This window comes from Neobacillus piezotolerans (assembly GCF_003362805.1).
Taxonomy (GTDB): Bacteria; Bacillota; Bacilli; order Bacillales; family Cytobacillaceae; genus Bacillus_D; species Bacillus_D piezotolerans.
In genome coordinates this window covers 71,612-92,432 of the sequence record NZ_QNQT01000007.1, presented here as the reverse complement: position 1 = coordinate 92,432, position 20,821 = coordinate 71,612, and the positions used below count along the sequence as shown (strand labels likewise).

At 47.7% G+C, this 20,821-nt stretch carries 13 protein-coding genes; 10 read left to right on the top strand and 3 right to left on the bottom strand.

Annotation, left to right across the window (positions count from 1 at the left end):
- The first annotated feature begins 109 nt into the window (after positions 1-109).
- From DRW41_RS15320 to DRW41_RS15310, 3 genes are all read left to right on the top strand, one after another.
- Positions 110-2,068: an LTA synthase family protein gene (locus DRW41_RS15320; RefSeq protein ID WP_115452891.1), complete on the top strand. Its 1,959-nt coding sequence runs from the start codon at positions 110-112 to the stop codon at positions 2,066-2,068.
- A gap of 169 nt (positions 2,069-2,237) precedes the next feature.
- Positions 2,238-5,450, top strand: a complete 3,213-nt coding sequence (locus DRW41_RS15315) for a M36 family metallopeptidase (protein ID WP_245959457.1) — start codon at positions 2,238-2,240, stop codon at positions 5,448-5,450.
- 282 nt (positions 5,451-5,732) lie between these two features.
- A complete protein-coding gene (locus DRW41_RS15310; RefSeq protein ID WP_245959456.1) occupies positions 5,733-7,157 on the top strand; it encodes a PAS domain-containing sensor histidine kinase in 1,425 nt (474 codons plus the stop codon).
- 50 nt (positions 7,158-7,207) lie between these two features.
- On the opposite strand, the gene pepF is transcribed toward DRW41_RS15310, so the two are convergent.
- Positions 7,208-9,037, bottom strand: a complete 1,830-nt coding sequence (gene pepF / locus DRW41_RS15305) for an oligoendopeptidase F (protein ID WP_115452889.1) — start codon at positions 9,035-9,037, stop codon at positions 7,208-7,210.
- Between the two features lie 171 nt (positions 9,038-9,208).
- On the opposite strand from pepF, the gene DRW41_RS15300 reads away from it, so the two are divergent.
- The gene (locus DRW41_RS15300) at positions 9,209-9,973 is read left to right on the top strand and encodes a MerR family transcriptional regulator (protein ID WP_115452888.1); all 765 of its coding nucleotides are present in this window, start codon (positions 9,209-9,211) and stop codon (positions 9,971-9,973) included.
- A 287-nt stretch (positions 9,974-10,260) separates the two neighbouring features.
- Entirely contained in the window at positions 10,261-11,172 is a 912-nt protein-coding gene (locus DRW41_RS15295) for an EamA family transporter (protein WP_115452887.1), read from the top strand.
- A 58-nt stretch (positions 11,173-11,230) separates the two neighbouring features.
- On the opposite strand, the gene DRW41_RS15290 is transcribed toward DRW41_RS15295, so the two are convergent.
- A complete protein-coding gene (locus DRW41_RS15290; protein ID WP_115452886.1) occupies positions 11,231-12,028 on the bottom strand; it encodes a YhcN/YlaJ family sporulation lipoprotein in 798 nt (265 codons plus the stop codon).
- Between the two features lie 158 nt (positions 12,029-12,186).
- Positions 12,187-14,415, bottom strand: coding sequence for an MMPL family transporter (locus DRW41_RS15285; protein WP_115452885.1), 2,229 nt, complete (start codon positions 14,413-14,415; stop codon positions 12,187-12,189).
- A 224-nt stretch (positions 14,416-14,639) separates the two neighbouring features.
- Between DRW41_RS15285 and DRW41_RS15280 the strand changes: the two genes are divergently transcribed.
- From DRW41_RS15280 to nikC, 5 genes are all read left to right on the top strand, one after another.
- On the top strand, positions 14,640-15,653 hold the full coding sequence (locus DRW41_RS15280) for an ABC transporter ATP-binding protein (protein WP_115452884.1): 1,014 nt from the start codon (positions 14,640-14,642) through the stop codon (positions 15,651-15,653).
- A complete protein-coding gene (locus DRW41_RS15275; RefSeq protein ID WP_115452883.1) occupies positions 15,634-16,671 on the top strand; it encodes an ABC transporter ATP-binding protein in 1,038 nt (345 codons plus the stop codon). The genes DRW41_RS15280 and DRW41_RS15275 overlap by 20 nt, the downstream gene beginning before the upstream one ends.
- Positions 16,655-18,274 (top strand): ABC transporter substrate-binding protein, encoded by a 1,620-nt coding sequence (locus DRW41_RS15270; RefSeq protein WP_115452882.1) that lies wholly within the window; start codon positions 16,655-16,657, stop codon positions 18,272-18,274. Before DRW41_RS15275 ends, DRW41_RS15270 begins: the two co-directional genes overlap by 17 nt.
- A gap of 100 nt (positions 18,275-18,374) precedes the next feature.
- Complete coding sequence (locus DRW41_RS15265; RefSeq protein WP_115452881.1) at positions 18,375-19,379, top strand: ABC transporter permease; 1,005 nt, start codon at positions 18,375-18,377, stop codon at positions 19,377-19,379.
- A gap of 18 nt (positions 19,380-19,397) precedes the next feature.
- Positions 19,398-20,297 carry a nickel transporter permease gene (gene nikC / locus DRW41_RS15260; RefSeq protein ID WP_115452880.1) on the top strand — a complete coding sequence of 300 codons (900 nt, stop codon included), beginning with the start codon at positions 19,398-19,400 and terminating at the stop codon, positions 20,295-20,297.
- Positions 20,298-20,821 lie beyond the last annotated feature (524 nt).

Here is a 20,821-nt window from a genome sequence, read left to right as displayed (position 1 = left end):
TTAAAAACAGCCTGTAATCTTACCATGAGTGCCTGAGTATACTTTTATATCAGCCCGTACAAAACAGGGGGGAATCCTGTACGGGGATAACAGGTAAAGGGTGGGGAGTATGGCTGAGTTTACAAAGAAGGATGGCGTTCTTCTTTTTTTCTTTTTTTCATTGCTGCTTATGGAATTTGCGTTTAGAAAAGGGCTGTTTCAGGAAATTCAGCTCCGGGATTACCTGCTTTCGGTCATTTTCATCCTTGGGATATCGGTTTTCCTTTTTTTCATGATTGGCTTTTTTAGAGGGAAGGCGGGGTTTTCTGTTTCCTTTCTTTTGATCGTCCTTTGTTCCCTTTTGTACCAATCGCAATTTATTTACTATAAGTTTTTTAAAACATTTTATACGGTCTATTCAGCAGGAAACGGCGCGCAGGCTGCGGAGTTCTGGAGGGACATCGGAAACCTGGCAAGGGAAAATGCCTTCTGGCTGGCTGTTTTTCTGGCGCCTCCGTTGCTTTTTCTGCCTTTAGGTCGTTTCTTTACGTTTCAAAAGCAGGACAAGTTGAATAGGATATCCCTGATTGCTTGCTTTGCATTCTCCCAAATGGCAGGGATTGGCACCCTGATGGCGAGCGGCAAGGAAATAAACTCAGCCTATGACCTTTATTTCAGGAGCAGTATGCCTCTCCTATCAGTGGAACGGCTCGGCTTGCTGACAACAATGAGGATTGATATGCAAAGGCAGCTTTTCGGATGGGAGCCGAAACTTTCAGCGACGGTTAAAAAGCCGCCGGAAGGTTCCGGAATCTGGCCTCCGCCGAAAAATTCGTCAGGGGAACAGGATGAAATGGGCTACAATGTAATGGATATCGATTTCACGCAACTAGCTGCCAAGGAGAAGAACCTTGACCTGAAGGATATGTATTCCTATTTCAGCAGCATTGAACCGACACGTAAAAATCCGTATACCGGAAAATTCAAGGGTTACAACCTAATCTTTATAACCGCTGAAAGTTTTTCGCCTTACGCTGTGAATAAGGAGATTACCCCGACATTGTATAAACTTGTCCATGAGGGATATAACTTCACAAACTTTTATAATCCGGTTTGGGGAGTAAGCACATCCGATGGAGAGTATGTCGCCTGCACAGGGCTAATTCCGAAGAGCGGTGTTTGGAGTTTTAGGGAATCCGGCCGGAACTATCTGCCTTTCGTGCTGGGAAACCAGCTGAAAAAACTTGGCTACGATACAAGGGCCTATCATAATCACACATATACCTACTACGGAAGGGATATATCCCATCCGAATATGGGATATGAATATAAAGCTCTTGGCTTGGGGCTCGAAGTGAAGAAAACCTGGCCGGAATCCGACCTTGAAATGATTGAAAAAACGGTTCCCGACTATATTGGAAATCAGCCGTTCCATACTTATTACATGACCGTCAGCGGGCATATGCAATATAGTTTCACAGGCAATTATATTGCGTGGAAAAACAGGAAATTGGTTGAGGGCCTTCAGCTATCCACACAGGCTAAGGCCTATCTTGCCACACAAATCGAACTTGACCGCGCACTTGAAGAGCTGCTCGAAAGGCTTGAAGAGAATGGGGCGGCCGACCGTACACTGATTGCCCTTGGCGCAGACCACTATCCATATGGGCTTGACGCCGAAACCATTGATGAATTGGCCGGGCACAAGGTTGAAAAAACGTTTGAATTATACAAAAGCCCCTTCATCCTTTATGCAAAAGGAATGAGGCCCGAAAAAATTGATGTGCCTGCTTCCAGCCTTGACATTATTCCTACCTTATCAAACCTGCTGGGGCTTGAGTATGACTCCCGTCTCCTAATGGGCAGGGATATTTTTTCCGATTCTGACCCATTGGTCATGTTTGTAGATAAGAGTTTCATTACGGACAAGGGAAGGTATAACTCCGTCACTGGAGAGTTTTCTCCAGCTGACGGATCGGCTGTAGATAAAAAGTATATACAAGCCGTTTCGTCCATGGTCCAAGCAAAGTTCCATTATTCCGCGAAGATGCTTGATACGGATTTTTACGGAAAACTGTTTGGCAAATAGATGCCTACTACTTATGGAGTATTGGATAATCCTTTTTGGTAAACTTTCTACACCTTAATATGTATTCTGTGAAAAAACCCTATAAAAATGGTTGCTGCCTCCGTATAAATTAAGTAGAAGCAAAGCCCTTGGCAATGTTTCAACAATACTTTTTGAGGAGGAACCAACCGTGAAGGGGAAATGGTTATCCGTTTTGGGAACCGCGGTTCTCATGGGGTCGCTAATGGCGCCGCTTGGGACAATTGCCGGGAAGGTGGCCGGACCGGTCGAAGAGGCAAGTTTGATTGGCGGAAATACGTTGGAACAGCTTTATGACTCAAGGAATGTATTGAATAAGCTTCTGCCCACAGAAACTCAGCTAAGGGCTGCGGACGAATTGATTACAATGGCAGGGGCGGGGATAAAAATCCAATGGAATGTACGGTTTGGCACTCCATCCAGCATTTCAAAGGAAAAGGGGTATCTTTCCGCACCGGCTAGCGGCAGCGCAGAAACGATTGCCCGCGGTTGGCTCAAGCAAAACAGCGCGCTTTTTGGCTTAACAGAGACGGAAATTGATTCACTGGCGGTTGTACGGAATTATAAGATGCCAGGGACAAATCTTCAGCCTGTAACATTCCAACAGACGTTTGGGGGTCTTGAATCAGTCTTTGGTGGAAGGATCATTGTCGCGGTAAACAAGGACGGTAAAATATTATCCGTCTCCTCTAACGCGTCCCGCGCCAAAAATCAGGCAGTCGATTTCACCCTATCCTCCCTGGACGCCATAAAAAAGGTTGCTGCTTTGTCCATTCCTTCGCTACAGGTGTCGTTTAAACCACTTGCGCAGGAAAATGGATGGGATGTGTTTGATGCCGGAAATGCCCTGCCGACTGTCCAAAGAGCTAAAAAAGCGGTATTTATTAAAGGTGATGAGGTGCGGCCTGCATTCCGGGTTCTTTTTGTGGAAAAACTCGACAAGGCGTATGAAGTCATTATTGACGGAAAAACCGGGGAAAAGCTTTTCCAGCGTTCCCTTGTCCAGCATCTTGACCCTTCAGGTGCAGTATTTGAAAATTATCCAGGTGCGCCGAAGGGCGGAGCGCAAGTCTCAAAATCATTTAAAGGCGACCCTAAAGCCTCGCCGTTGGGATGGTTCCTTCCAGCAAATGATGCCGGGATGACGACAATCGGAAACAACGCCAACACCTACGCGAACTGGAGCAATTTCCTAGCTCCCGCCGACCAAATTGTCCGGCCTGTAAGCCCGCTTGGACAATTCAATTACTATTTTGCGAACGCCTGGCAAAAAACAAATGGACAGACCATTCCCCCATCATATGCCCAGGATGTAAATAGCGCGGCGACCAGCCTTTTTTACCATCATAACTTGTTTCACGACTATTTTTATAATCTGGGATGGAATGAGGCTGCCGGAAACCTTCAAACAGCGAATTTTGGAAAAGGAGGCGCTGAAGGGGATGCCATCCTTGGTTTAGTGCAGGCGGGTGCTTTGTCGGGAGGCGAGCCAACGTATACAGGCCGCGACAATGCCTATATGCTGACACTGCCGGATGGCCTGCCAGCCTGGAGCGGAATGTTCCTTTGGGAACCGATCAAAGGATCGTTCCACGGGAATTATGCCGATGGCGATTATGATGCGGGAATTATCTATCACGAGTACAGCCATGCACTTTCAAACAGGATGGTTGCGGGCGGTGAATCATTGAACAGCCACCAGGCAGGCTCAATGGGAGAAGCATGGGGAGACTGGTTCGGGATGCATTATCTCGCAAAGAAAGGACTCCAGGATAAACCTGTCGTTGGTACGTATGTGACAGGGAACACGGAACGAGGAATACGCGGCTGGGCCCTTGATGACAACCCATTGAATTACGGAGACATTGGATTTGATGTTACCGGTCCGGAAGTTCATGCGGACGGGGAAATCTGGGCGGGTATTCTTTGGAGTGTCCGGGATAGTTTGATAAAATCGCTTGGAAAAGAAAAAGGCGAACAAGTGGCTGAACAGCTTGTTATCGACGCGATGCCGATTTCAGCTCCAGACCCGTCCATGGTTGACATGAGAACTGCAATAATTTCAGCGGACTTTGAACGGTATGGCGGGATGCACACCGACATTCTATGGGGAGCTTTTGCAAAGCGGGGGCTGGGCGTCAGCGCGTTTTCAAATGGAGGTGACGACACTGATCCCGTTCCAGGTTTTGATCACCCTGCCCAAGTAAGGAATGGCCTTCTTGCGGGAGCGGTTGTCAATGGGGCGACCGGGAAACCGATTGAGAATGCGCGGATTATTATCGGCCAATTTGAAGCTAGGACGAGCGCGGCGGCAACGACCAGCGGAAAAGGCCAGTTTGCGCTGCCAATGGTGGCAGGAACCTATGATGTTACAATCCAGGCAAAGGGCTTTGGAGCGAGAACGATAAAAAACATATCGATAACGGCTGGCAAGAACAGCACCCTTCGATTTAATTTGGAACCGAATGTGGCCTCGTCATTCAATGGCGGGAAAATCGTTGCCTCAAGTGAATCGGAAAGCCATCCGGCAAAGAATGCGATCGATGACACGGAAGGGACGGTCTTTGCCTCTGAAACGAAAGAAACAGGGTTTACGGGCGCGGCATTGGTTGTCGACCTCGCCGGCGATAAGCCAGTAAAGATATCCCATATAGAAGTAAGTGCGTTCAAGGATATCGCACTGGGTCGTTTTTCAACTTTAAAAGACTTTGAAATTCATACTTCACTTGATGGCCAGACCTGGACTAAGGTGCTTGAAGACCAAATTATAACGAGGAAACCAAGGCCATCGGCAGGAGACCTCCATTATAAGGGAATGGATCTCAAGTCATCAGCCGAAGCGAAGTTTGTTAAGCTGATTGCCAAATCGGCGCAGGATGATACCGCTAAATTTGTCCAGATAGCCGAACTTCAAGTTTTCGGTCCTGGCAGGACAAAAATAGAACCTGTCACACTTGAACCGGAAGAGCCATTTGTTGCCGAAGGGACAGTCATGGCCGGTAACCCGGGAACAGGAATTGGAAGCCTGGCGGATCTCCCAATATCTCTTGCGGTAACCGAAAATGAATTTATTACGACCCAAAATCCGGAGCCGTCAACCCAGGGTGTGGATGGGTATGTCATCACATTGCCGGATGGCTATGGCGATGGTATCCATACGTTTACACTGGAAGGGCAGGGAGACCCGTCCACTTACGATTTCGATGTTTATTTTTACAACAAAAATTTTGTGCAAATTGGATCTGCTGCAAGCTCTGGGGCCAATGAAACGGGAGTTGTGCCCGGAGGGACAAAATACGTTTATGCCGGACTGTACACAGGGGCGAATATTCCCTTTGTGCTAACAGTCAATCGGCCATATTAAATTGAATAAAAGGATACAATTAAACTAGCAGGGGCAAGATGCCAAAGAAGCGTGAAAATGCTTTTTTGGCATTTTTTTATTTTCAAATCTTTTATCGACAAGGTGGCTTGAAATTAAGTAAAATGGAAGTGATTTAAGCGAATTGCTAATTATTTCTGGAAAAGCAGCCGCAAGAGCCAGGAATGCAGCTATTCAGTACATATATGCCAATCCCGCGTTTAGAAAAAGGAGGCACGAACCATCTCCCAAAGCTCCCCTTTTTTCGGCAATGAAAACGGTTCCGTGAATATCGATACCGATAAATTGTCCGACCTGTTTATTAACTGTACGCCGGATGGCTTTGTAGTTTTGGACATGGACAACCGCTTTATTCGCGTAAATCCAATGTACACGGTCATTTTCGGTTATGAGGAACATGAATTGTTTGGAAGAAGGCTTGATGAATTCGCCTTTCCGGAAAGAGACAGCGAAATCCTCGAGCAAGTTAAGCTTGGCAGGACATTCACTAATCTGAAAACGCAAGGGTACCATAAAAACGGGGATATTCTCGATATTGCGGCCTCTTTTTCCCCTTTTAAAGATACCAACGGAGATGTGGCGGGTTTAATCGGAATTTTCCGTGACATTACTGAATCCAAAACTCTTGAGAGGGAACTGAAAAAAAGCCGGGAGCTGTATAGGCTTATCACCGAAAATACGACCGACTTGATCAGCATTTTTACAAATACCCGCAATAAGACATTTCTATTTGCTTCCAGTTCACATGAAAAGTGGTTTGGAATGACGCCGGAACAAATAGTTGGGAGAAGCCTTTATGATTTTATTTCAGAAGAAGAGGCTGATTCTTTTAAAACGTTGCTCCAGTCATATGAAAGGACTGGAGAGCCAATCTTCTTTGAAAAAGAAATGCGGACGGTCCTGGGCGACACCATCTATCTCGAATACAATATTTCGCCGATTCAGAATGACAATGGTGAAATTGATTCGTTTCTCGCGGTTGCCAGGAATATAACAGACCGCGTGCGGAATGAAGCCGCTCTAAGGAATCTTGACCGGCTTTCCATCATCGGCCAGCTTGCAGCGGGGGTTGCCCATGAAATCAGGAACCCGCTTACCTCGCTGAAGGGCTTTACGAAACTCCTCCATGGAGGAACTTCTCTGGAAAAACAGGATCAATATTTGGACATCATCCAAAATGAACTTGAACGAATCGATATCATCGTGAATGAGTTCATGTCATTGGCGAAGCCCCAGGCAATCGAGTTTAAAAGGGCGCAACTGTATTCGATTATTGAGAGTACGATTAACATCCTCCAGCCCCAGGCTTTGCTCCACAATGTCCAAATCAAAACGAATTACCCGGCTGAAAACATTGAGTTGATGTGCAGCCCCAACCAGCTGAAACAAGTATTTGTAAATTTCCTTAAAAATGCCATTGAAGCGATGCAGGATGGCGGAAATGTCTACATTAAGGTTGAAAAAATAAAAAGCAACCGGGTGCTCCTCCTGTTCATGGATGAAGGGATTGGGATAGATCCTGAAATCATCGGGTATCTTGGCACGCCTTTTTATACGACAAAGGACAAGGGAATAGGGCTTGGCCTAACCGTAAGCAATAAAATCCTTCAGGAACATGGCGGGGAAATGAAAATTGACAGCCAGGCGGGGATTGGCACGACAGTCTGCATTGAATTGGAATGCCTTTGAATATATAAAAAAGGCGCATGGGTCAATATTCCCATGCGCCTTCTTGTGCATTAAAGTCTTCCGGCAGAGTCGTAGGACTTTTCAAGTTCATCGATAAGCGAGCCGACATAAGCGACAGCATCCTTAATTGGCTGAGGAGTGGACATGTCGACGCCCGCGTGCTTCATCAATTCAAGCGGCTTCATTGTGCCGCCCGCCCTGAGGACTTCGAGCCAACGGTCGACCGCAGGCTGCCCTTCCTCTTTGATTAGCTTGGCGACTGCGGTTGAAGCGGTAAGTCCGGCCGAATACGTATAAGGGTAAAGACCCATATAGTAATGCGGCTGGCGCATCCATGTCAGGCTTGCGCCTTCATCCAGGACGACGCTGTCTCCCCAGAATTCAGAGAGGACATCTCCCTTGATTTCGGTCAGCTTTTTCGCGGTCAATGCTCCGCCTTTTTCGGCGAACGCATACACGCGGCGCTGGAATTCGCCTTCAAGCAGATGCGTTACGAAGTTATGGTAGTACGTTCCCAACAATTGCAGGATGACCCAGCGGCGCATCCGTGTATCCTCGGTTTTGTCCATTAGGTGCTGGGCAAGCAGCATCTCGTTCATCGTGGATGGAGCTTCGACAAAATACATCGATGGACGGGTATTCATGATGCGCTGCTCTTTGTTCGCAAGGTAGAAATGGCCCGCGTGGCCGAATTCATGGGCGAGCGTGAACGCGCCGCGCATATTGTTCTGCCATGTAATAAGAATGTATGGATGGGCTCCGTACGGGCTCGAGCAGAACGCTCCCGTCGACTTGCCGACGTTGTCGGCAAGGTCAACCCATCTTTCTTCAAATCCGCGCTTAATAATTTCGCTGTATTCAGGACCCATTACCTTAAGGGAATCAATGATGATTTCGCTAGCTTCTTCGTAGGTCGTTTCCGGATTGAAGGCCGGGTCGAAAGGAGCCTTCAGATCGCAAAATCTCAGCTCGTCCAGGCCAAGCACTTCCTTTTTCAATTTCGCGTACCTGCGCATATGCGGCGCCAGTTCTTTGAAAATGATGTCAAGCTGGTTGTTGTACATTTCAGTAGTCACTTTTTGTGGCTCCAGGAGCATATGGGTAACAGATTCATAGTTTCGGAGACGCGCGAGTGTAACCTGTTTCTTTACTTCGGTGGCATAAGTACCGGCAATTGTATTTTTGTATTGCTTCAGTGTTTTTACAAAAGAATCGTATGCTTTCCTCCGGACATCGGTATCAGCGGAGAATTCATAGCGGTTCTCGAAAAGGGCGAATGACACAGGCAATTCATTTCCGTCCTTATCCTGGATAGGAGAGAACTCCATATCGGCAAGCTTGCTCATGTTATAAATTGTATAAGGAGCTGAATGGACCTCCCCCAGAGCGGCAAGCGTTTCTTCCGTTTCCGGTGAAAGCCTGTGCTTCTTTGTTTCAAGAAGTTCAAATAGGTTTTTTCGGAAGGCTTCAAGGCCAGGCTCCTCATTTATGTATGCTTCAATGGCACCATCGGGGAGGGAAAGGATTTCGGAATCGATAAATGACAGCGCTGCATTCGCCTCGGTTCTTACCTGCGCCGCGCGAGAGGAATTTGCCTGGTTGGCCGGATCAGTACCGTCGGCCGACTGGTTCAGGCTTGCATAGGTCATTAATTTAATTAGCTTCATGGCCAGGCGTTCCTGCGCGGATAGGCATTCGAAAAGGACAGATGCGCCGTCGCCAAGCTTTCCTTTAAATTGTCCAAAAGCTTTAAGGTCTTCCCTTACGCTTTCAAGTTCAGCTTCCCAGGCTTCGATTCCTGAAAAAAGGGCGGATAAATCCCAGGTTAATTCCTCCGGGACCTCGGATCGGGTAAGGCGTTTTTCAATTGTTTTATTCATTTAGCATCCCTCCATTTTATTTCGTGCCTCTAAACATATCTTATAATATGTGAAAGTTCTGTCAACTATTATTTACCTTTTAGGAAAACAAAAATGGGAGTGTTTTTTCGAATAAGGGTGTTGACCTTTACGCAACGTTAAGGTGTACAGTAAAAACAAGGGGGTGGCAATTTGGAATATACGGTTCAAAAGCTGGCAAGGCTGGCGGGAATCAGTTCGAGGACATTAAGGTACTACGATGAAATTGGAATCTTGAAGCCGGCCCGGACCAATTCATCAGGATACCGGATTTATGGAGGGGCAGAGGTGAACAAACTGCAGCAAATCCTGTTTTACCGGGAGCTGGAAGTCCCCCTGGATGCCATAAAGGAAATAATCGATTCTCCTTCTTTTGATGGCATCGCCGCGCTCACGGACCACCGTGAAAAGCTCCTCGAAAGAAGGTCCAGGCTCGACCACTTGCTGGCAAATGTGGATAAAACAATTGAAGCGGCAAAAGGAGGTGCAAAAATGAGCGACAAGGAAAAGTTTGAAGGATTTAAACAAAAAATGATTGAAGAGAATGAACAAAAATACGGAACAGAAATTCGCGAAAAATATGGGGAAGAAGCGGTTGAACAATCGTATGCAAAGGTAAAGGGAATGACAGAGGAACAGCATCGCGAGGCGGAAAGGCTCGCCGAAGAGATAATGGATGTCCTATCGAATGCCAAAGCAACGGGAGATCCTGCGGGCGAGCTGGCGCAAAAAGCTGCCGGGCTCCATAAAAAATGGCTGATGCATTACTGGGGAAGCTACAGTCCCGAAGCACACGCGGGCCTTGCCCAAATGTATGTCGATGATGAACGGTTCCGGGAGTATTATGACAAAGGCCATCCCGGGACAGCGGAATTCCTTCGAGATGCGATTCAAATTTTCACGGGAATGAAAAAGTAAGTTGTTTTCCGTTGGTTCCTTCCGATAAATGGATGTTGGTGGAAACGTGCCTGGAGGATTTATTCAGCTGAAAGGTAACCGAACAGGAATGAGCCGAGTCAAGTCCTTCAGGCGCTAAAAGAAGATTTAGTGACCGAACCCCAGTCGCCGGCGGTTCCTTCGGTCACTAAAAAAAACTGCTTGCCCCCTCTTATGACCATTGAACTTTAATAAAAGAAACCCCTTGAAAATTCGTTATAGTTGGGCGAACATGAAGCTATATTAGGGGTTGAAGGGGGAAGCAACGGGTGAAAGCGGAACAGCTGGCTTTGCAGCATGTCCGGGCGAAAGGAATTGCCCTGGTGCTTATCGGGGCAACGTTATGGGGAATATCGGGAACTGTTGCCCAATATTTGTTTCAAAGGCAGGGCTTCAGTCCGGCCTGGCTTGTCGATATCCGGCTCCTTCTTGCCGGTTCGATATTGCTGGCCATAGGCGGCGCGAAGGATCCAGCAAAAATATTTAGAATTTGGAAAAGCGTCCGCGATGCCGTCTCTCTCCTAGTCTTCAGCATCCTGGGAATGCTCGCGGTACAGTATACATACTTCGCGGCAATTGACCATTCAAACGCTGCAGCGGCGACTGTCCTGCAATATCTTGCGCCAACCATGATTGCCGCGTATTTGGCGATTACGGAAAGAAAACTCCCTAACAGGTGGGAGATTTCAGCGGTTATACTCGCGCTCGCGGGAACGCTTCTCCTTGTGACAAAAGGCAATATCGGCACCTTGTCGATATCCGGCCTGGCTGTCTTTTGGGGGATCGCATCCGCGGCCGCGCTTGCATTCTATACCCTTCAGCCAAGGAAACTCCTTGAAAAGTGGGGTGCCGTCACCGTTACAGGCTGGGGGATGGCCACAGGCGGACTATGTTTTAGTTTCATTAACCCGCCATGGATTTTTGAAGGAACCGTATCGTTCCAATCCATGCTTGCCGTACTGTTTGTCGTCATTTTTGGCACGTTGATTGCCTTTTATTGTTATCTTGAAAGCCTGAAATACATAAGCGCTTCCGAAACAAGCCTGCTCGCTTCAGTGGAGCCTCTTTCCGCCGCATTTGTATCCGTGTTATGGCTAAACGTCTCGTTTGGACTCGAAGAATGGCTCGGAACTTTCTGCATTATCAGCACAATTGTGATTTTGGCAAAAAAACGTACTTAAAGAATGTTCCTTTGCAAAATAAAAACAGGGCGGCACCTATCATGCCGCCCGCCGTATTTTACCTTCCAAAAATTCCGCGCATTGTCCCTGTAAAGTCGTTAAACAGGCCCCCGCGGTTCCTTCCATCATTTATATCATTGGCATAGCCGGTCATGGTGTCATAAAAATCAGGGTTGAAGGAAATATAGACCCTATGAATGTCCTTGTCAGCCTTCCGGACCTGGTCCGCTATTTTTTGTTCGAACTTGGTATCGACTCCTGTATAGTTTGGATCACTGATGACATCTCTGTTATTGTCGTTCCCATAGCCCGTAATCGTGCCGTTGTTATTGTTGGTTAGGTGGTTGCCGTTGTTATTGCCAAATCCTCCCGCCATTCCGTCCCCGGCTCCGTATCCAACTGTTTCACCATTCCCGTATGCCTTGCCATCATTTCTATTTCCGAAAGTGCCTGCATTGCCGTTGCGGTTTTTGTTTCCTGCATCGCCTTTGCCATTGATGAATCCGTCATTGCCATGCTGATTAATCAGGCCGTTATCAAGCATATCGTTGCCGTCATTTCGATTCCCATTGTTGAACATTCCAGCGCCATTCCGTCCATTATTGTCATTCGTCCGTACTGCGACATAGGCATTGTTGTTGGAAATGATGACATGGGCTCTGTCAACCTCTTTCAACCGTTCAACAGCCCGTGCTGCCCGATCGGATACCCGAAGCTGTTGGTTGTCGTCAACAGTGTTGATTCTGGCCCTGTTTGACTGGACTCTGTTTCTTCCGTTATCGTTATTGTCAGCGCCGCAGCCAGCCATTCCGAGAAGCAATAAAGCTGAAAGCAATACTTTGGAACTCCTTTTCACAAAACTCACTCCTTTTATTGTTGTTCGGAAATTAGTTTGTGTGATTGGGGTTTTACCTATTCGCTTCAGCGCTTTGGGAAAATTAAACAGGCCTCCCTAAGAAGGGGAGACCAGTTTACTCCTATTATAACGAGCTTTGTCCTTTTCTGAAATTCCGATTAATTCGCCTGTCTTTCTCTATGTTCAACAGCTGCTTCCATATTTCTTTTCGAAGGCCAGAACGCCCATTTTCCTATTATCACCGTAATGGCAGGAACGAGGAATGGCCTGACAATGAACGTATCGAGCAGGATGCCGATCGCTGTAATCGTCCCGAAGTGGACAAGAATCTGGATAGGCAAAGTGGTCAGGACCATGAAGGTGCCTGCAAGGATCAGCCCGGCAGATGTAATGACCGCACCAGATTCCGCCACGCCTTCTTTTACGGCCCTCCATAACGGCATTTGCCTGCTTTTTCGCCAAATTCCTGAAACCATAAAGATATTGTAGTCCTCACCAAGAGCGACGATGAACACAAATGCATATAGCGGAATGAATCCTTGGATTGCCTCGACCCCAAAGCCGTAATGGAGGACGATCCAGCCAAGCCCAAGTGCGCTAAAGTAGGAAAGGACCACCGTGCCAATCAAATAAGCGGTGGCTGTTATGGAACGTAAATAACCAAGCAGCAGGACAGCAATCATGGCTAGAATGACGGGAATGATCACATTGCTGTCCTTTACAGTAATGGCCCTTGTGTCTTCCTGTTCGGCAGTCAGGCCGCCAATCCAGACTTTTCCGGCAGAATCTTCAATCCCCGCTTCCTCCAAAACCTTAGCTGTTTTCACCCGAATGTCGGAAATATGCCCCATTGCTTCATTTGAATAAGGATTTTTGGCGAGTTTCACTTCGTATAGTTCTATGGCGGGATCATTTTTACCCTGCTCAGGGCCCGAAACACTTGCAACATACGGCTGGCTTTCAAGCACATCCTTGATATCGGTGTTTTTCCCACCCGTATCCGCAATTACATGAACCGGGGCAAGATCGCCCGGGCTGAAATGATCCGCAATCAGTGTAAAGCCTTCTCGGGACGGCATATCTTTCGGGAAGGATGAAAGCGTATCATACGTATACTCTATTCTCGTAGAAAAAAACGCCATTACCCCAAGGATTAATGTGGTAGCCAATGCAACCTGCCAAGGCTTTTTCCCAATCATCCCGCCGATTTTAAGCCCGAGGCCTTCTTTCCTATGTGGAGGGGAATAGGTTTTCCCTTTTTTCTCAGCGCGCTGCTTCTTCATCTCCGGAGTCCTTGGAATAAAAGGATAAAACGAACCACGGCCGAGAATGCTAAGGATAGCCGGAACTAGTGTCAGGCTCGCCGCCATCATAATCAGGATCGACAAACTGAATGGAACGGCGAATCGATGGATCGAACCGTATTTCGCAAGCAGCAATGCTAATAATGAAAAGACTACTGTCAGCCCGCTCATCGCGATTGCTCCTGACGAACTGCTTATTGCGAGCCGCATGGCAACAAATTTATCTTCTTCCTTTTCTAGATGGCTTCGATAGCTTGAAATGAGGAACAAACAATAATCTGTCCCCGCACCGAAAAGCAAGACCGTCATGATTGACAGGCCCTGGCTGTCAAATTCCGCCCATCCATTCTCCCCAATCCAGCCAAGAAGCGGGCTGATGATCCCGTAAGCAATGCCTACCCCAACGAGAGGGACAAGCGCAAGGATAGGAGACCTGTAAATAACAAGCAAGAGAATAAGAACAATGGCAACAGTGCCAAACAACAATTTCAGGTCGCCTTGGCCGAAAAGTTTATTCGCATCCAGGGAAATACCGGCTGGCCCAGTTATTCTGGCAAGAAGTTTATCTTTTGTTCCAGACTTAACCTCAAGAGGATTTACCCCAAACGTGCCTTTAATCGCCCTTTCAATATCCACAATCCCTTTTTCAAGTTCTTCCGGCCCTGTATTTTCCTGAAAGGAAACAGGGATGATGAGGGTTGTCCCATCTTTTGAAACCATTCCCCTTAAGGCTTCAGGCGGCATCTGATGGAATGGGGGAATGCTTTCCTGACTGCTTGCGGGCTGGTCGCTAAGCTTTTTGACCACTGACTGGATAGCTTCCAAATCCTTGTTTTCCAATCCGCTGGCCCGGTGCCATGCAAGCAATGCCGGAATTCCTTTGTCAGCGGGAAATTCCGAATCCGCGATCGCCTTTGCCATCTGGGATGGGGCATCCTTCCCGAGATCGCCGGCTGTCTCCGTTTTTTGCGAGTTTGCCTGCGGGAAAGCAAAATTCAGGATTGCCAGAAGCGCAATCCAGATGAGAAGGGTCGCCCACCTGCCTTTTTTATTCCCCGGATAGTGCCATAATTTTTCCCCCATAGTTTCCCTCCTGTTACTTCCAACTTCGTAATCATGTCCTTACTGGCTTTCCAGGGATGGACCATGTTCCATAATATTATTATATCTTAGCGTAGGTTGGGAAAAATTTAATATGTTTGACAAATTTAGACACACATAAGACAATCTAAATGTCATAATAGTTTATAAATTTAGTATAATTACAATATTCTATTAATAACTTAGGTTGAAGCGGGGTCGGCAAAATGGAGAAAGAAGCAATTTTAAAAGTAAAGGATTTAAAAGTATCCTTCCAAACCGGTAAAAAGCTGATTCCTGCCGTTGACGGCATCAGCTTTGAAGTGAAAAAGGGAGAAATCCTCGGAATCGTCGGCGAATCGGGGAGCGGCAAGAGTGTGACTTCCCTTGCAACAATGGGCTTAATTCCTTCCCCGCCAGGAAAAATCGAACACGGGGAGATTCTATTTGAAGGACGGGACCTTGCCGGCCTCCACGAGAAAGAGTGGAGGAAAATCCGCGGCAATCAAATCTCAATGATTTTTCAGGAACCAATGACCTCATTAAACCCCTTATTCACAATCGGAAACCAGCTGGCCGAAGCAATCCGCCTCCATACGAGCCTCTCCAAGGCGGAAGCAAAAGTCCGGTGCATCCAATTGCTGCAGCTTGTAGGAATCCCAAGGGCGGAAGGCATTCTAAGGGATTACCCCCACCAGCTTTCGGGCGGTATGCGCCAGCGTGTCATGATCGCGATGGCGATGGCCTGCAACCCGAAGGTTTTAATAGCAGATGAACCAACCACCGCGCTGGATGTAACGATCCAGGCCCAGATTCTCGCCTTGATGAAGGATTTAAATGAAAAAACGGATACGACCGTAATCCTAATTACCCACGACCTCGGCGTCGTCGCGGAAATTTGCGAGCGGGTTATTGTCATGTACGCGGGACAGATTGTGGAAGAAGGCGATGTAAGGACGATACTTAAAAACCCGAAACATCCCTACACAAGGGGACTCCTGAAGTCGGTTCCGGACTTGCGGGAAAAAAAGGACCGCCTGTACAGCATTCCCGGGAACGTGCCCAGGCCGGGGACGATTACGAATGTTTGCAGATTCGCCCCCCGGTGCGCGGAGGTTTTTGGCAGGTGCATGGAAGAGACGCCGGCATTATATAAAATGGGACAGACAGGGCATGAAGTCCGCTGCTTTTTATATGAAACGAGCGAGAGGAGCGGGGAAAATGCAAGAGTTACTTCTTGAAGTTAACGGACTCAAAAAATATTTTCCAATAACCGGAGGCTTGTTCGGCAGGAAGGTCGGGGAGGTCAAAGCGGTCGACGATGTTTCATTTTATGTAAGGAAGGGTGAGACACTCGGCATTGTCGGGGAGAGCGGCTGCGGAAAATCAACGACAGGCCGCCTGCTCATGAGATTGATAGAAGCGAGCGACGGTTCAATTCTCTTTGAAGATAAAGAGATTACGAGAATGTCGCCAACGGAATTAAGAAAGGTTCGGCGGGACATTCAGATGGTGTTTCAGGATCCTTACGCATCCTTAAATCCACGCCATTCAGTTGAAGAAATTTTGGAAGAGCCTTTAATTGTCCATGGAATAGGATCGAAGGATGACCGGAGAAAATTGGTGAAGGAAATGCTCGAAGTAGTCGGGCTGAGCAGTTTCCATGCAAGGCGGTATCCCCACCAGTTCAGCGGCGGACAAAGGCAGCGGATTGGAATTGCCAAGGCCCTTATGACAAAACCAAAACTCATCATTGCCGATGAGCCCGTTTCCGCATTGGATGTTTCAATCCAGGCGCAAGTATTGAATTTAATGAAAGATATCCAAAAGGAATTCGGCCTTACATATATATTTATCGCACATGACCTGGGAGTTGTCCGGCATATTAGCGACAGGGTTGGGGTTATGTACCTTGGCCGGCTTATTGAATTGGCCGGGAGCGAGGAGTTGTATGAAAACCCTAAGCATCCTTATACTAAGGCGCTATTGTCCGCTGTACCGGTTCCAGACCCGGATTTGAAGAAAGAAACCATCCTGATTGAAGGGGAGCTGCCAAGCCCCGCCAATCCGCCGTCCGGCTGCGCCTTCCATACAAGATGTTCCGTCTGTATGGAAATTTGCACAACAGTCCGTCCGGAAGGGATTGCGAATGATGGTCATTACGTTGCATGCCACCTTTATAGCGAGGGGAATGCCGCGGGAGTGATAAATACCAAATTAGAAAACGGGGGTAAAAAAAGCTATGAACAAAAAATTTAAGGTGCTCATGATTGCACTTCTGGCGGTTGGTTTGCTGCTTGCGGGCTGCAACAGCGGGGGAGGCACAAAGAAATCCTCAAGTGGAAAGGAACAATCCTCGGGCGATGCAACGCCGAAACAGGATACGCTCGTTTATGCGCGCGGCGGTGACTCGGTAACGCTTGACCCAATCACAACGACGGAAGGCGAAACCTTCAAAGTAACGGAAAATATTTATGACACCCTGGTAAGTTTCGGCGACAGCGATACATCCACCCAGCCAGGACTGGCTGAGAACTGGGAAATATCTGATGACTCCCTCACTTACACGTTCAAATTGCAAAAGGGAGTTAAATTCCATGATGGCACAGATTTCAACGCCGAAGCGGTCAAATACAATTTTGAACGCTGGGCTGGCGGAAATGAGGATCAATTCCCTTACTATACGATGTTCGGCGGCTATAAAGGAGACGAAGGCCATGTTATCCAGGAAATTAAGGTTGTGGATGAGCATACCATCCAGTTCATCCTTAAACGGCCGCAGGCAACCTTCCTAGTAAACCTTGCAATGTCATGTTTCGGAATTGCAAGTCCCGCCGCCCTTGAAAAGTACGGTGATGACTACCGGAAAAACCCTGTAGGGACAGGAGCGTTTAAATTTGTCGAATGGAAAGAAAATGACACAATCACTCTTGAAAAGAATGAGAACTACTGGAGAAAAGGCTTCCCGAAATTGAACAAAGTCATTTTCCGCGTTATACCTGAAAATACTGCACGCCTAAATGCTCTGGCCAATGGGGAAATCGATATGATGGATGGCCTGAACTATTCGGAAGTAGCCCAGGTTGAAGGCAATGACAAACTTCAGCTGATCGAGCGCCCATCCATGAACGTCGGTTATCTTGGTTTCACTACGACAAGGAAGCCGTTTGACAACAAGCTTGTCCGCCAGGCATTGAACCATGCGATTGACAAGGAGTCGATCATCCAGGCGTTCTATGCAGGCATGGCTGAGCCGGCTGTCAACCCGATGCCTCCATCCATTAAAGGATACAACGAAGAAATTGAAGCATATCCATACGATTTGGATAAAGCAAAAGAACTGCTGAAGGAAGCAGGTTACGAAAAAGGCTTCAAAATGGAACTCTGGGCTATGCCTGTAGCGCGCCTTTATATGCCTGAAGGGCAAAAGGTAGCCGAAATCATCCAGGATAGCTTCAGTAAAATCGGCGTCGAGGCCGAAATCAAGTCTGTTGACTGGCCAACGTACCTCGATAAAGCGAAAAAAGGCGAATTTGATGCATTCATGCTAGGTTGGACAGGCGATAACGGCGATGCCGACAACTTCCTGTACACTCTCCTGGATAAGGATAGCATCGGAGGTAGCAACTATTCCCGTTTTGCGAATGACGAGCTTCATGATATTTTAATCCAGGCCCAATCCGAAACAGATGTGGAAAAGAGGGCAGAGCTTTACAAGCAGGCCCAGGTTCTTCTCCACGAAGAGGCCCCATGGGTTCCGCTTGTCCACTCAAGGCCGCTTTCCGCTGCGGTTAAAGAAATTTCCGGCTATGTGCCCCACCCAACAGGATCTGAATCGCTCATGAAGGTCGAATTTAAATAAGTTGGCGGCTGAAGGGGGAGCTTCCTTGCTCCCCTTTTGGCCTTAAAGGGAAATAACATAGCTAAATTTTAAAAGACGGAGAAGAGGAGGTGCGGGAAGGATGCTGACATACTCATTAAGGCGGATTTTATCACTCATTCCTGTCCTTATCGGAATGACTCTCATCGTTTTTGCAATCATCCATGCGATTCCTGGCGACCCCGCCCAGGTAATTCTTGGCCAAAGGGCGACTAAGGAATCGATTGAAGCACTGACTGCCCAGCTTGGATTGGACCGGCCGTGGTACATACAATATTTCGATTATATTAAATCTCTCATACAGGGAGATTTGGGAACCTCACTGCGGACGAGGGGGCCGATCAACGAGGAGATTTGGCCGTATCTTGCAGCAACGGCGGAGCTCGCTTTTGCCGCCATGATTATCGCCGTCATTATTGGCGTGAATGCCGGAATTGTTTCCGCCTGGTTTTCCAATTCATGGTTTGATTACGCGGCCATGGTCATCGCTCTTGTTGGGGTATCGATGCCGATTTTCTGGCTTGGCTTGATGGGGCAATGGCTTTTTTCAATTGAACTCGGCTGGCTCCCGACTACTGGCAGGGAAAATGTAAGGGATCCAATAACAGCTATAACGAATTTTTATTTACTTGATACTCTGCTGCAAGGCAGGTTTGACCAATTCATTGTGGCTGCAAGGCATATAACATTGCCGAGTATGGCGCTAGCAACCATCCCGATGGCTATTATCGCGCGAATGACCCGGTCCTCAATGCTCGAAGTTATGAAATCCGATTATATCCGCACGGCAAGGGCCAAGGGATTGCCAATGTTTTGGGTCGTCTACAAGCATTCTTTAAAAAATGCCGTCATTCCGGTATTAACGATAATCGGGCTGCAAACTGGGCTTTTGCTTGGCGGAGCGATCCTGACCGAAACGATTTTCGGCTGGCCTGGGATCGGTAGGTATTTATACGATGCTATCGGCTATCGCGATTATCCTGTTATCCAATCAGGGATATTGATTTTTGCGGGAATTTTCGTATTGATCAATCTCATCGTCGATCTTTTATACGCGTTCGTGGATCCGCGTATCAAATACAATTAAAGATGGGAGGGAGAGAACGTGGCAGAACTTGCAAAACATCCGGGCAATATGCCGCCCCAGGCGTTTGAGGAGGAAGTGGCGTCTCCCTGGAAGGAAGCGTGGCATTCATTTCAAAAAAACCGGCTCGCGCTCATTGGCCTTTGTATCGTGCTATTTTTTATAGTCATAGCGGCTATCGCCCCGTATATTGCCCCATATAGTTTCCGGGAGCAGGTTTTGGCCGACAGGCTTTTGCCTCCATCCGGAAAACACTGGTTCGGGACGGATGATTTTGGCCGGGATATATTTTCGAGGGTTGTCCACGGCGCGCGGATTTCTTTGGGCGTCGGTTTCTTCTCCGTATTGGCTTCGGCGATAATTGGGACGTTTTTAGGCGTTGTCGCCGGTTATTATGGCCGATGGGTTGATGGATTGATTTCCCGTGTTTTTGATATCCTGCTTGCTTTTCCGAGCATCCTCCTGGCCATCGCGATTGTCGCGATCCTTGGTCCGTCGCTGCGGAATGCGCTTATTGCTATTGCTATCATTAACATTCCCAATTTTGGAAGGCTGGTCCGGTCGAAAGTACTGAGTGTAAAGCAAGAGGAATATATCATGTCGGCGAAGGCCGTCGGGATGAAGGACAGGCGCATCCTGTTCAGGCATATCCTGCCGAACAGCGTGACCCCGGTCATCGTTCAGGCGACGCTTGCGATTGCGACAGCGATCATTGAAGCGGCGGCGCTTGGATTTCTTGGATTGGGGGCGCAGCCGCCGGCACCGGAATGGGGCAGGATGCTTGCCGACTCGAAAAACTATTTAACGCAGGCACCGTGGACCTTGTTTTTCCCGGGCATGGCAATCATGCTGACGGTCCTAGGCTTTAATCTTATGGGTGACGGGCTGCGGGATGTGCTTGATCCGAAGATGAAAAGTTGACAACAGAGGCCGAATAGACGGCCTCTTTTTTCACGGCTAATGAAGCTTTTATGCGATTAGGCGTGGTTTCGTTCACAAGGGGATTGCATCCAAGTTGCCTAAGAGCCGGCTGGGTTGAGAGGTGTGCGCTTCAAATTGGGAAGCGTTTTTTAACTGGAGGCTCGTTCCCAGGGTTTTGCACGTGAGTTGCCGAAGAGCCAGCCAGGTGAAATGCAGTTGCACTGTTCCGAAGAGAGTGCTTTTATAAAACTGGCAGTTCGTTCACCGATTGTTACCATGGCGGGGTGGTTAACCGGGCGGGTGAAGGTTGTAAATGTGGCGGAAAGGTGACAGTTTTCGATATCATGCATGAAATTATCGATAAATACAAAAAAGTGGGGGATAAAATCAAAAAAATTTCGATAAGTGGCCCGAAACCTTCGATAACTTTTCATAAGCCGAAAAACGGCAAAATATTTCATAAGTTGGTCGTCAAATTCGGCAGGTTTATACAAAAATTACTAGAATAAGAACAGATAGAAAGG